A 13,324-nucleotide genomic window follows, 5' to 3' on the forward strand; every position below is an offset into this window, starting at 1 on the left:
TGGTGGTTAGCGGACATTCTGACATTCTAAGCACCATTGTTCCGTCATCATAGATTTGTCAGACCTCCGGACCTCCAGTCCTTCGGACCTCCAGACCTCCAGACCTCCAGACCTCCAGACCTCCAACGCCGACCGAACAGTTGTAAATGTACAACTTTTTCCGCAGTATGACCTTCATATCGATCAATAAGTTGTAAACGTACAACTAAATCGGCCATTTTTTGATTATTTTTCGATTTTCTACTGAATAAGTTGTACTTTTGCAAGTAAATGCCTCTTCTCCGCCAATGGGAGCCAAATAAGTTGTACGAATACAATTTATTGGGAGCAGCCACCACCATCAAGCACCACCGGACAGCACAACCGGACAGGTCCCAGCCGATGAATTCCGGGTGACCTTTGCCCCACCGAAGACGATTATTCCGTACGGTTATTAAGTATTTTAAGCCCGATTGCGGTAATGGCCAAAACCCATTTTCATAAAAAAGAAGGCTTGCTACTCGACCTTGTTGAACAAGCCTTCGGAGATCATCATGAATGCGTCGCGTTCCAGTTCCTCTCTTGCATATCGGTCTTGATGGCTCAGATAGTATTGGCACATATGCTGCAGCGTGCCGATGATGCCGGCCGCGGCCAGATTCGCGTCAAAGTCGCGAAGGTAACGCTCCTCGCACTTCCCTTCCTCGAGAATGCCGGCCAGAAACGCCAAATGCCGTTGCTTCAGCGTATTCAATTCGTCCAGGACGTCCTGTTCGATCCCGTTCGACAGCTCGTTAAACGCGATATGCGAGAAATGACGGGCGTCCAGGAACAGATGCAGGTGATGGCGAACGGTCAGCAAGATCTTCTCCTTCAGTGGGATGGGGGCCGTGAGATCCGCTTGAATCCGAACCATGACCTTCTCGAAGCCTTCCTTGACGATCGCTTTGAACAGTTGGGACTTCCCCGGAAAATTGTAGTAGAGCGTGCCCTTGGCGACTTGCGCGCGAAGCGCGATCTCATCCATGCTTGCGCGGTGATAACCGTTTTCGGAAAAAACTTCCACGGCGGCTAACATGATTTTTCCTTTGCTCAATCGAACCACTCCTTTATCGTGGGAAGCTCTTCCATGCGTCAAACTGACTGGTCAGTACAACCCTAGCGTAGCACAACAAGGAAAATCGTTCAAGCAGACGGACAACGCGGCTGCCGAAGATACCCGATCGCCCTGGTGCCGCCCGTCCGGCAAGCCGGACGGACGTCCCCTTGGAAACGCGATTAGCGCTTCGCGAGCAAATAAATCGCCGGATGGAGCCCCTTCAAGCTCAGCGTCGCTGCCTTCGTTACGCGCAGCTGCGTTCGCGCGGCTGCTTCTTGCAAGGCGTCGTCCGCATCCGTCAGCACGATCGCCTGCCCGCCTGGCGTCAGCACTCGCCTCATCTCCGACATCATCCCGCCGTACAGTTCCGCCAGCGGCATGTCTGCCGCGATCTGCCGACCGAAGGGCAGGTTGGCCGTCATCTTGTCGGCCGAACCGGCATCCACGGGCAACTGCCGGGCGTCCCATCGGCGGATGCGAACGTCATCCCGGATGCCGACGTTCGAGATCGCTGCCGCTACGGCCTCCTCGGAGCGGTCTCCGCCCGCCAGATGGGCGAACGGATAGGCCAGCCGTTCGGAGAGCAGGGTGCCGGAGCCGCAGCAGGGATCGATCAGGCGGTCCGAAGGCTTGGGCTGCGACAGCCATACGAGCGCATGCGCGACGGTAGGCCGCAAGGCCGCGCGCGTGAACGTACGCTGCAGTCCGCGATAGCGATAAGCCGCATCGGTCAGCCGCAGGGCGAAAGCCGCTTGGTCGCGAACGATATCCAGCCGGTATTCCACCGCATGCGACTCGGCATCCCGACGCAGGTGCCGTCCATAGCGGCGCGAGATTCCCCGCGCGGCCGCATCCGCCGCATCGAATCGGGAGTACGTATGCTTCCCGACGCGGCTGGCATGTACCTGATAGCCGATCGTTTCCCCCCGCTCCCCCCGCCCTATCGGCAGATCGATCTTGGAGATGTCCCGCGCCAGAAGGTCCAAGTCCGCCTTGTGCGGACCGACGGGGAATCGGTGAAGCAAGCGATAGAGATTGTCTGCCGTACGCAGCATCGGGAACATCTCCGGGGACTGCGCGTCCGCGAAATAGACTTTCCCCCGTTCGGAACCTTGTAGCTTCGCGTCCGCCATCTTGCATCGGATCTCCTGCATGAGGATGTCCTCCAAACCCGGCAATACGGTTGCAAAATAAAGCGCCATGTTCAGGCCACTCCTTCGTAAGGGATGAAGGCGGCCCGGGAACGACGGCTTCGCCGTCCTCGAAAGAGGGCGAAACGTCGGTATCTACGGTCGGTCGGCATGGATGCAAGCTTGCATGCGCCTCCCTCCTGACGAATACAAAAAAGACGCGAGTGAACAAACGTTCACTCGCGTCTCCCGGGCACACCGAAGAGGGCGCCCCTAACGGGCATCCTCGGAAAAGAGCGTGATTGAAACTTCCGTTCTTCCTGGCATAGCGCTCTAAGAGAGAACAACAAACCAAGCCCCGGTCCTCTCGTTCCGGGCTTCTCTCCAGCGCTCGCGTTATTCAGTTGAAGATCAACCGATAACGACTGCCAAGAATACGGTCATCATCATCACGCGCGATTCCCTCCATCTCTACGAATGTTTCAAGTATAGCTGAATCAAGCGGAATTGGGAACCGAACTGTCAATACGATCGCGTACCGTCATATATCGCCAGCAAGACGCGGATCGCGGCCGACGCGCTGATCGTATCGGACGGTCACTTTGGTGTGGGTACAGATGCGGGATTCGTTCCCGGCTTTGGTTCGGATTCGGTTGCAGATGCCTGTCCCGGTTCGGGCGCGGTCTCGTCCGCCGCGAGCAAGGCTGCGACATACCTGCCGTAGCCTTCCAGCTCCATCTGATCGAGCGGCACGAACCTTAACGAAGCCGAGTTCACGACATAATGGAGCTTGACCGGTTCCGGCCCGTCGTATCTCAAGTAGCCCAGGCGGCTGCCGGACAGCCGGCTGCGAATGGCGGTCCGGGGCCGTCCGGAGCCGAGTTCGGCCGTCCTGCGGATCAGCCCCTCCTCCAGCGGCTTGGCGAAGCTGGGCCAGCCGGTTCCCGAATCGAATTTGTCTGCGGAGCTGAAGAGCGGATCCCCGTTGACCGCATCGACGTATACGCCCGGCCGGAAATGATCCCAATAGGCGTTGTCGTACGCAGGCTCCGTCTCGCCGAGTTGGGTGACCGCGTATTGCGTCTCCGTCAATTGCCGCCGCAGCCGACGCTCGTCCTCCTTCGAATGCCAGCTCCGCTGCGCGAAATCCGCTCTGCCGGAGCCTTCGAGATAGCGCTGGTAGTCGAACGGGTTGGACTTATAGTAATGCTGATGGACGTCTTCGGCCGGGTAGAATGGCCCCGCCGGTATGATCTCCGTCGCGATCGTGCCTTTGAAGCGGCCGCTGGCCTGCAGCGCTCGCTTCGAAGCTTCGGCGGCGCGGCGCTGGTCCTCGTCATGGAAGAAGATCGCCGTCCGGTACGAGGCGCCGCGATCCTGGAACTGCCCGCTGGCATCGGTCGGATCAATCTGCATCCAGAAGATCTCAAGCAGACGCCCGTATGGAAAAACGGCGGGGTCGAAGGCGATCTGGACCGCTTCGGCGTGTCCGGTCGTCTCTGCGCCGACTTCCTCGTAGGTCGGATCCTCCTTATGCCCGCCCGTATAGCCCGACGTTACCGAGACGATGCCGGGCAGTTCGTCGAACGGATTCACCATGCACCAGAAGCAGCCTCCCGCGAACGTGGCCAGTTGGATGTTCGGATCGATCTTCTTCATGACGGCAGCCTCCTCGCAACGTTCGGTCCTTGCAACGTTCGGTCCTTGCAACGTTCGGACCTCGAAACCTATGATTCGATCCTCTGTCTACGCTAACGTACCCTGAATAGGCGTGAAGGTCAACCAAAGTCTTCGGTTGTCCTCCACGCCTTTTTCATTTCCAAATACTGTATCGTATGTGGTTATTTTCGAATATGCGTCTACATATCTTTATAGTAAGGACAAATGTCCTTCGGCAGCAAGGATAAGGGCGGTCGGCGATCCTTCCGGAAGGGAGGCGAGACGGGTGTCGATTAGAGACGCGCTGACATTAATGATCGGCTTCGGGACGTTTATCATTGCGCTGTTGGCCCTTGTCGTCAGTATCGTAAACGCCTTGAGCAAAAAGAAATAAGACCGCCCCTGCCCAGGAATCGGTCTCGCGAGGAAATCCCAAGCTGACGCCGCCGCCGTTCTCGGCTGTTGGGTAAAGGGCCGGCTGCAACCGACCCTTTACCATAACTATTGGCCTCTCTCCATTTATATGCGTTCATTTCGCCGACGTCTCCGCGTACCTCCCGCCGAAACATCCGACCGAACCGCCGCGGCAAAAGTCTAGCTCTCGTACCGCAAGCGCTGCGCCACCTGTCCGTTACCGCACCGCAAGCGCCGCACAGCGTCGCTCTTGCCCCGCTCAGGAGCAGCCGAATTCTGCTTAGCAGCTAATCATCCATAAGACGCCGAATCGATCTTCCAGTTCCCCGTACATGCCGCCCCAGAACGCAGGCTCGAGCGGAGCCATCACCCTGCCGCCTGCCGCCAGGTTATCGAACGCTCGCCGGCCTTCGGCTCCGGATTTGAACTCCAGGTTCAGGCTGATGCCATTGCCGCGCGTCAGCGGCCCCGTCGCATCGGCCATGAAGAGGGTTACCCCTCCGGCAGTCAGACACATATGCATGACTTTATCTTTGTTGTCTTCATGAGGCGCCGGAGCTTGTCCATAAGTCATGACCGATTGGATCTCCCCGCCAAGCGCTTCGATATAGAACGCCGCTTGCGCTCTGGCATCCTCCGAAAATAAAAAAGGTTTAAGCGTGGCCATTCTCCATCATCCTTCCATCCGGTTATCGGGCTTGTACGAAACTATTAAAGTATTTCTGAAGGAGAAGGGTTTCTTACGAATTGCTGCGTTTGCGTTCGCCGTGGCCTCTCCTGCCGAAAAAAAAGCCGCGTATGTGAAAAAGTGATCTATGCGAATAGACTGCAATGCGAATCGACTGTCTATGTGAATAGACTGCCACTGCGAACAGGCTGCCACTGCGAATAGACTGCCACTGCGAATAGTCTGCCACTGCGAATAGTCTGCCACTGCGAATAGTCTGCCACTGCGAATAGTCTGCCACTGCGAATAGTCTGCCACTGCGAAAAGGCCGTCAGCATACGCTGACGACCTTGCTGTTCCTACGCCGCTGTTCGATCGCCTACCCCCTGCGAATCGATGGGAACTCGCCGATGCGAAGCTTCGCACTGCCATATGGGACGAGCGTAAGCTCCCGCTCTTCCTGCCCTTCCGTTATCGGATTCAACGGCGGCGCATCGGCATTGTTCCCTTCCATCCGCCAGTTGCGCACCAGCATCCCCCGCGTCCTCAGCTTCACCGGAGTCTGCTCCGCCAGGAACGGCTGCGCGGGGACCTCGACGGTCTCGGCTTCGAACCCCGCACCTTCGACGAGCCCGTATCGCCAGGACGTCGTCGGATATACCTCCCAGTCGCTGAATCGTTCGCGTTTCTGATGGAGCAGCCAATTCTCGCCGATCGGCAGCGCATAGACGAGCGGTCCGCGCTCGACGCTGACCGCGTACATGTTCCGAGTCGTCGTGACGGTCGCCATCGGCAACCGCAGCTCGATGCGGTCGCCGTCTTGCCATTCCCGCTCGACGCGGACGAAGCCCTTCGCCGGCTGTAGCGCCGCCAGCTCGGTTCCGTTCAGGATGAGCTTGGGCAAGGCGCACCAGGACGGAATCCGCAGATGCAGCGCGAACCGCTCGGGCTGCGCCAGCGCAAGGCCGATCGTCACGGACTCCCGGAACGGATAATCGCCGCCCACCGTCAGCGTCGCTTCGCTGCCCGAGCCGACCGAAGCCTTGACCGTGCACGGCGCGTACGTAGCCGCCGCCAGTCCGCCGCTGCGATCGGACATCCAAGCATGGGAGACGAGCTTCGGCCAGCCTTGGTGCATATTCGCGGTGCAGCATCCGAAGTGCGGCTCCAGGCCGAAGAGGTTCGCATCGTCCCCGTTGCTCCAGTCCCGCTTGGCGACGTTGCATACGACTTGGTTCACCTGCTGGTCGTACTGATGGGCCGTCCAATCGGCCGAGACGGCCGCGGGAAGGGCGTTGAACGCAACTTTCTCCAGGATATCCCCGTAATGCCCGTCCCCGAAGATTCGGATCAATTGCTCCATCGTGAACATATATTCGACGACGGCGCACAGCTCGACGCCCTGGGAAGGATGCGTGCCGGACAGCCACTCGTCCCCGGAGAACATGCCGTGCGCTTGGCCGTGATAGGTCATCAAGCTCTCGATGCCCTTCCGGACGGCGGCCTCTTCCCGTTCGCCACCCTCCAGCTCGAAGCGCAAGGCTGGCGTCTTGACGCCCATCGCGACGTTCACGACGTGGGTGCGATGATCCCAATGCTCGACCTTCCGCCAGAAAGGGAAATTCTCGAGAATGCTCGTCCAGTCCGTCGTCTGCCGCGACACAATGCCGGAGAGCTCGAGCAGAAACGGCTCGCCGGTCCGGCGGTACGTCCAATGCAGGGCCAGCATCAGTTCCGCGCCGCGGGGCACCGCCCATTCCCGCAGCGGACATGCGTCGATATGTCTGGCGACATACCGGAAGAACTTCGCGAGGAACGGCACGACCCGCTCGTCTCCCTTCGCTTCCTCGTATTGGATCATGACCTTCAGCATGATCATGTAGTGCCACCAATCCTGCTCCGTCACCTCCGCGTTCGCCGTCTCGATCCGGTCCGGCCCGAAGGAGCCGTCTTCGCGCTGACTCGCGAGCGACCACTCGATCCAGCGTTTCGCCTTGGCGATCAGGCGCTCGTCCTCCAACAGATAGGCGAGCGGCACCAAGCCGTCCAGGTAGTACGGGCCTCGCTCCCAGCTCTCGCCGGCGCCGCCGATCCAGCCGTTGTCCGGTCCAACGTCCTTCCAATGCTCCTCCAGGTGGCCGGTGAGGCCGTCCGCCTGCAATTGGAGTTGTTCCTTGAGCCAGCCGCGCGGCTTGATGCGGCCGAGCGGCAGCGCTTCGAATGCCGTGGGATACAGCGTCATCGCGTGAACATCCTTTCCTTGTCGGGTTCCATTTGCAACGCGAATATACCATACGGCGGCTTCCGGATTGAATATCGGATTACGACTCTTCACTATCCGATCTGAACTTTTAGTAGACGGGAGAATAGCTTTATACCGCGCATGCCATCTCTCATTTTGCCTTAACCGACACTTCCATTTACAATGAAAGAAACTTCGCGCCCGATAGGAGAAGACCGGCATGACGGACATTCGCTTCATCTCGCCCCCCATTCCCCATTACATCTTGAGCGGAGAAGACACCTACCCGGCGGGCGGCATGCACGCCTCGCGGAAGGATATCGGCGTCTTCGATCTGCTGATCGTCGACAAAGGCTGCTTGTACATGGCCGAAGAAGACGCTGCATTCGAGGCGACGCCCGGCACTTACCTGCTGCTGAGACCCGACCGGTCCCATCGCTCGTACAGATCGTGTACCGAGGAGACGCATTTTTACTGGGTGCATCTGCAGACGCTCGGCCGCTGGCACGAGATGTCCGGCACGCAGATCAGCGTCAATCCGATCGACGACAATCCGTATGTCCAGATCAATCAGTTCGCCTACCAGCTGCCCCGCTTCGGCCCGCTGCGCCAGCCTGCCACGGTCTACGCACTGCTCGCGTCCCTGAATCAGTTGAGCCGCCAGCCTTATGCCGTGGACCGCTTAAAGCAGCAGACGCTATTCCAGGAACTGCTGATTCAATTGCTGCAGGAGACCGTCCAACCGGCGGCCCGGCATCCGCAGTTCGCGATCGCCGAACAGGCGGCCGCCTTCCTGCGCACGCACTATCGGCGGCCGCTCTCGTACGCCGAACTGTCGGAAGCGGTGCATTTCCACCCGAACTATATCGCCCGCTGCATGAAGGCCGTCTTCGGCTGCACGCCCCTCGAATACTTGACCCGGTACCGGATCGAGCAGGCCAAAGGGCAGCTGGTCCGCACGGACGAACCCGTCGGCCGGATCGCCGAAGACGTCGGCTTCGGCTCCTTTCCGTTTTTCGTGCGTTGCTTCGCCAAGCATACCGGCTGCCGGCCGCGCGAATACCGGATGCGCTATCGGGAAGAAGCCGCGCCTAAGTGAGGGAGGCGCCGCAGATCTATTTCACGCCTTCGGCAGCGTTGAAGTGCCTCCTTCCTTTTCGTTGCGCGAGGGTCGATTTGGAGTCGTGATATCGTTCGCGCCTCGGTGCGGTAGTATCGCAAATGACGTTAGTGCGAAGGTGTTGGTGCGATCCGATTGGCGCAATGGCGGGATAGCGTTGGCACACGATGGAGTTGGCACATGATGAGTTGGCACGATAGAGTCGGCACCTTGGTGGAGTTGGCACCCGTGATTTCGTCGGCACACGATGGAGTTGGCGCGACAGAGTCGGCACCTTGGTGCTACAGAGAAGTAGATAGATGCCCGCGATGTCGACTTCAAGTAGATAAAGTTGTATTTGTACATCTTTTTTTCGCTAAAATAAGGTCTGGAGCCCAATAAATTGCATTTGTACAACTTATTCGGCGACTTTTGACGGATGAAGCTGTTTTGGCCGAAATAAGTTGTACGTTTACAACTAATCATCCTTTTTACTCGCTTTTCCCACTAATAAGTTGTACGTTCGCAACTTATTCGCTTCCTCCACCCGTCTTGCATCCCATACCGTGCCGTGCGCAGATTCCCTCTCCTTCACCTGCCTCGCCGGGCACGCTGTCTCTGTCCCCTCTTCCAAGTATGCATTCTAGCCGACACATCCCAAAGAAGCCCTTCGCTTCGTCCTGATAGACGATCGAAGGGCGATGCTCCATTTGAGGGGGATGAGGGGGATGAGGGGGAACGAGCCCATGCGACGCTAGCCCCGCTGCGCCGCATGCCGACGGCTCGAATCCCGCACGACGAGCCGCGGCAGCAGCTTGATCTCGCCCGGAGGCCGCGGCACGCCGCGGATGCGGTCCATCAGCACTTGCGCCGCCTGCCGGCCGATCTCCTCCTGCATCAGCGCGACGGAGGTAAGCTTCGGATGCACCCGGGAGGCGATGTCCAGGTTATCCATCCCGACGATCGCGATATCGTCCGGGATGCGGAGCCCCGCTTCCTCGCAAGCCTTCATGACGCCGATCGCCATCAGGTCGTTGGCCGCCACGATGCCTTCCGGCCGGTCCGCCCCTCGCAGCATCGCCTGCGCGGCCAGATAGCCGCCATGCTCCGTATAGTCGGATTCGGCGACGAGCCGCTCGGCGAAGGGCAGCCCCGCAGCCGTCAAAGCGTCGCGATAGCCGCAGAAGCGCTGGTGCCCGGTCTGCTCGGCCAAGCTGCCGCCGATGTAGCCGATCCGCGAGATGCCCTGCCGGATCAAGTGCTCGGTCCCCAGGACGATACCTTCGTAGGTGTCGACGTAGACGTAGTCGAAGCGGTCGCGGCCGGCCGGGGAGACGTACTTGTTCGTCAGCACGACCGGCGCCTGCAGCGCGTTGATGGCGCAGATGTTGTCCTCGCCGAAGTCGAAGGACACCATGATCATCCCGTCGGCGACCTTCTCCTTCACGTTCTGAATCGCCTTCAGCTCTTCCTTCAAGCTGTGCTTCGTGTAGAACAGAATCATCAGATAGCCGTATTCCTCCAGCACCTGGTTGATCCCGTTGATCATGTCGAAGTAGAACGGATTGCAGATATCGGGAACGGCGAACAGAATCTTGTTCGTCTGCTTCATCTTGAGCGCTTTGCCCGCGCTGTTGGGCGCGTAGTTCATCTCTTCGGCCGCGGCGAGGATCTTGCTCTTCGTCTTGGGCCCGCAATAGCCTCTGCCGGACAACGCTCGCGAGACCGTCGACGGAGAGACCCCGACCCGCTCGGCGATATGGTATATCGTGTGTTTATCCATCCGATCCTCCATCATGGGGCTGACGGCAGGCGAACCTGTCGCATCATATGGCTCCACACTATCACCTCGCGAGCCGTTTTTCAAATTATTCCAATCCGATTTCAAAGCCATAACGTTCCTTCAACGTCTCTCCCAGATGCGCCTGGATGCGCAGATACGCTTCGGCGGCCGCCCCGTTTCCCCAGTCGTAGATCGTGAAGGTGCCCATGCCGAGTCCTTCCGCGTTCGCTTCCCCGCCATGGCCGTAATTCTCCATCGTGAACCCGTAGTCCCGCTCGCCGAAAAACGGGTGCGCCCGCTCCCACTGCCTGCGGGTGCGCTCGTTCTCGGGACAGTACATCATGACGAACGATGCCCGAAGCGCCGCGAGCCCCCTTTCGATATAAGCACGGTGATCCAACACCATGCCGTATTGCAGGATCAGTTCGGCGAACAGGCTCTGACGCGCGTCGTTCCACTCGCCGTCGGCGTTCATGACGCCGAAGCCGCCGAGCGCGTCGACGTGAATATAGGGAGGCTGCCACGACGCCTGCGTCATCAGCATCTCGTCCAGACAGCGCCTTCCCGTCTCCAGATACCGCCGTTCTCCCGTCGCTTCGTAGCTGGCGAGAAGCGCCTCCGCCGTCCAGTACATGGAGAAGTTGCACTGCTTGAACATCCCGTTGCGGGCGACGCGCCGTCCGACGAGATCGTTCCGGCCGTAGGCGGAACAGGACCAGTACGTCTCGAAGTCCTCCCAGCGGCCGGCCGGGACGATCTCCGTCAACACCGCCTCCATCGCCTTTTCCGCAGCCGACCGGAAGCGCTCTTCCCCACTATGCGCGTACATCCGCCAGAAGAACGTGACCGACAACGACGTCTCGGGCGAATCCGCCAGCACGGGGAGCGGCTTCAACGTCTTCGCGTCGAGCCAGGCGGGGAAAAATCCGCGCTCGTCCTGCAGCGTCAACAAGGCTTCGGCATAGCGTCTCGCGTAATCGGACAGCCGGACGTCCGGCTCCAGCTCTTCGAACCAGCGGAGCATGAGCAGCGCCGTCCAACTCATGTCGAGCACGTGGTAGGGCGCGTCCGCGATGGAACCCCAGGGGTCCACGGGGTTCCGGTTCGAATTGCCCCAGTAGGCCGTCTCCCAGCCCTTCGAGCGGTTCGCGGTTCGTCTGTCCTCGCCGGTCGTCCGCTCCATCTCGGTCGCGATGACGGCCGGGAAGAAGCCTTCCCGCTGCGGCGCCGCGAGCGCGAGCTCCTTCGACAGCAGCGCCCTGCGCACCAGATCGGCGTCGCCGGCGGCCCGTCCGTAGCGGTACAGGCCTTGGGCCGAACGCAGGGAGCTGAACCAGGCCTGGTTCCAGACGGAGCGCGCCTCCCGCTCGCTCGGCATGCCGGGATAGCTCGGACTTTGGCTCACGTCCACGATGAAGGCGGGTGCGCCCACTTCCCGTCCGTCCAGCTCGAAAGACTGCCAGACGGCTTCCTCCCAGTGGCGAAACGCCCAATCGTACGTACGACGGACGTAGCGAGGCATCGGCGCGACGCGCGGAGCGCCGGCGCGGAACGCCTCCGCTCCCCATCGTTCCCATAGGAAGTCGACGACGGAGCGCCAAGGATTCCGGACCGTCTCTTCGTCCTCGAACAAAAGGAGATAGAACCCGATCTTCACCTCGCCGGGGGGATAAGCGGCCCCCGGCGTCCGCTCGAAGAGCACGTGCTCCGCGACGCGGGAGCGGCTCATGCCGAGCGTCAGGCGGTTCGCCGGCTCGTCCAGATCCAGATACCAGCGCTCGGGCGAACCTGCCGCCAGCAGATCGAGATCCGGCACGAGCGCGATCGTCCGCCGTCCGTCATGGACGATCAAGGCGGGTGAACGGAAAACGTGCTGATCGATGACGTGCCGGTCCGTCGGCGTCAGATGGGGCGCCCAGTGGAAGATCGGCGGAAAGGCGGGCGTCAGGCCGAGCCGCCAATCGTTCTGGCGAACCTCCTCCTCCAGCGTAAACGTAATCGCGCACCGGACGGCGTTGCCGCCGATGCGGCTGAACGCCGTTTGCGGCGAAAACCGTCCAAGCCGATCGATCTTGAATTGTTGAACGAATGATTCCGGGAAACCGTTCACCGGCGTTCCCTCCTTTCCTTGCGCTTCAGCGAATCTGGATTTGTACTTTCCATAGCTCCGGATCTTTGGGCGCGGCCAGGAACGCCGGCGTCTCCTCCAGCGAGATCACCTTGGAGACGAGCGGCTCGAGCGCGATCCGTCCCTCCTTCACCCAGTCGAAAGCGGTCAGGAACGTATGGTTGATCGCCATCGAACCGAGGATCGTCCAATCCTGACGGTACAGCGCGAACGGATCGAGCGGGATCCGCGCCCCGCTGGGCGTGACTCCGAACTGCAGATACGTCCCCGTCGGACCGAGATAGGCCAGCGCCTCCTCGATCACCGCGGGGATGCCCGTCGCGTCGATGACGACGTCGTACTTGCGCCCTGCGATCGCATCCTTGCCCCGGACGTTCACCGCTTCGGTCGCGCCGAGCGAGCAGGCCATCTGCAGCTTGCGGTCCGAGACGTCCACCACGGTCAAGCCGGCCGCGCCGGAACGGGACAGCGCCTGAACCAGCTGCAGGCCCATGGCGCCCGCGCCGAACAGGAGTACGGATTGCCCCGCGCGCAGCCGCAGCCGATTCATCGCATGGACGACGCAAGCCATCGGCTCGATGAAGGCGCCGGTCGCGAGGGACATCCCGTCGGGCAGGACGACCACGTTGCCTGCGGGCACCGCCACATATTCGGCCATGCTGCCGTTCACGGTATTGCCCAGCGCTCCCCAATGCTCGCACTGGTTGCCCCGATGCGACAGACAATAGCGGCAGCGGCCGCAGAACAGGGACGGATCGGCCGTCACCCGGTCGCCGACGCGAAGTCCTTTGACGCCGGCCCCGATCTCATGAATCGTGCCCGAGAACTCGTGTCCGGGAATGAGCGGATAAGCCGAGAGGAATTCGCCTTCGAAAATATGAAAATCGGTGCCGCAGATGCCGACCCGCTCGACAGCGATGACGACTTCGCCCGGGCGGGGGGACGGATATGGCACCTCCTTGACGACCGCGCGATGCGGCGATTCGATAACCAGCGCTCTCATGATGCAGCTCCTTTCTTTCCTAGGAATGGTGAAGCTGCGCGAGCGGCCCGCGGGAGACAGCCTGCGGATGCCGCTCGCGTTTTCTTCATTTGATAAGGCGTCCGCTGCGACATGACGAAGT

General features: G+C 60.4%; 10 protein-coding genes. 2 read left to right on the forward strand and 8 right to left on the reverse strand.

Annotation, left to right across the window (positions count from 1 at the left end; translation table 11 throughout):
• Positions 1 to 496 precede the first annotated feature (496 nt).
• The 3 genes from H7C19_RS17205 to msrA all read right to left on the reverse strand — a co-directional run bounded on the left by H7C19_RS17205 (position 497) and on the right by msrA (position 3,867).
• The gene (locus H7C19_RS17205; RefSeq protein WP_185143903.1) at positions 497 to 1,075 is read right to left on the reverse strand and encodes a TetR/AcrR family transcriptional regulator; all 579 of its coding nucleotides are present in this window, start codon (positions 1,073 to 1,075) and stop codon (positions 497 to 499) included.
• Positions 1,076 to 1,257: 182 nt separating this feature from the next.
• Positions 1,258 to 2,280, reverse strand: a complete 1,023-nt coding sequence (locus H7C19_RS17210; protein ID WP_185143904.1) for a methyltransferase domain-containing protein — start codon at positions 2,278 to 2,280, stop codon at positions 1,258 to 1,260.
• Between the two features lie 525 nt (positions 2,281 to 2,805).
• The gene (gene msrA, locus H7C19_RS17215) at positions 2,806 to 3,867 is read right to left on the reverse strand and encodes a peptide-methionine (S)-S-oxide reductase MsrA (RefSeq protein WP_185143905.1); all 1,062 of its coding nucleotides are present in this window, start codon (positions 3,865 to 3,867) and stop codon (positions 2,806 to 2,808) included.
• 313 nt (positions 3,868 to 4,180) lie between these two features.
• Between msrA and H7C19_RS34350 the strand changes: the two genes are divergently transcribed.
• Positions 4,181 to 4,261 carry a putative holin-like toxin gene (locus H7C19_RS34350; RefSeq protein ID WP_221469311.1) on the forward strand — a complete coding sequence of 27 codons (81 nt, stop codon included), beginning with the start codon at positions 4,181 to 4,183 and terminating at the stop codon, positions 4,259 to 4,261.
• Between the two features lie 300 nt (positions 4,262 to 4,561).
• On the opposite strand, the gene H7C19_RS17225 is transcribed toward H7C19_RS34350, so the two are convergent.
• Positions 4,562 to 4,948, reverse strand: a complete 387-nt coding sequence (locus tag H7C19_RS17225; protein ID WP_185143906.1) for a VOC family protein — start codon at positions 4,946 to 4,948, stop codon at positions 4,562 to 4,564.
• Positions 4,949 to 5,327: 379 nt separating this feature from the next.
• Complete coding sequence (locus tag H7C19_RS17230) at positions 5,328 to 7,190, reverse strand: beta-L-arabinofuranosidase domain-containing protein (protein WP_185143907.1); 1,863 nt, start codon at positions 7,188 to 7,190, stop codon at positions 5,328 to 5,330.
• A 220-nt stretch (positions 7,191 to 7,410) separates the two neighbouring features.
• On the opposite strand from H7C19_RS17230, the gene H7C19_RS17235 reads away from it, so the two are divergent.
• Positions 7,411 to 8,289: an AraC family transcriptional regulator gene (locus H7C19_RS17235; RefSeq protein WP_185143908.1), complete on the forward strand. Its 879-nt coding sequence runs from the start codon at positions 7,411 to 7,413 to the stop codon at positions 8,287 to 8,289.
• A 754-nt stretch (positions 8,290 to 9,043) separates the two neighbouring features.
• On the opposite strand, the gene H7C19_RS17240 is transcribed toward H7C19_RS17235, so the two are convergent.
• The 3 genes from H7C19_RS17240 to H7C19_RS17250 all read right to left on the reverse strand — a co-directional run bounded on the left by H7C19_RS17240 (position 9,044) and on the right by H7C19_RS17250 (position 13,203).
• The gene (locus H7C19_RS17240; RefSeq protein WP_185143973.1) at positions 9,044 to 10,072 is read right to left on the reverse strand and encodes a LacI family DNA-binding transcriptional regulator; all 1,029 of its coding nucleotides are present in this window, start codon (positions 10,070 to 10,072) and stop codon (positions 9,044 to 9,046) included.
• Positions 10,073 to 10,157: 85 nt separating this feature from the next.
• Complete coding sequence (locus H7C19_RS17245) at positions 10,158 to 12,182, reverse strand: hypothetical protein (protein ID WP_185143909.1); 2,025 nt, start codon at positions 12,180 to 12,182, stop codon at positions 10,158 to 10,160.
• Between the two features lie 25 nt (positions 12,183 to 12,207).
• Positions 12,208 to 13,203, reverse strand: coding sequence for a zinc-dependent alcohol dehydrogenase family protein (locus H7C19_RS17250; protein ID WP_185143910.1), 996 nt, complete (start codon positions 13,201 to 13,203; stop codon positions 12,208 to 12,210).
• Positions 13,204 to 13,324: the final 121 nt, after the last annotated feature.

The sequence above is a fragment of the Cohnella nanjingensis genome (assembly GCF_014212125.1).
Classification (GTDB): domain Bacteria; phylum Bacillota; class Bacilli; order Paenibacillales; family Paenibacillaceae; genus Cohnella; species Cohnella nanjingensis.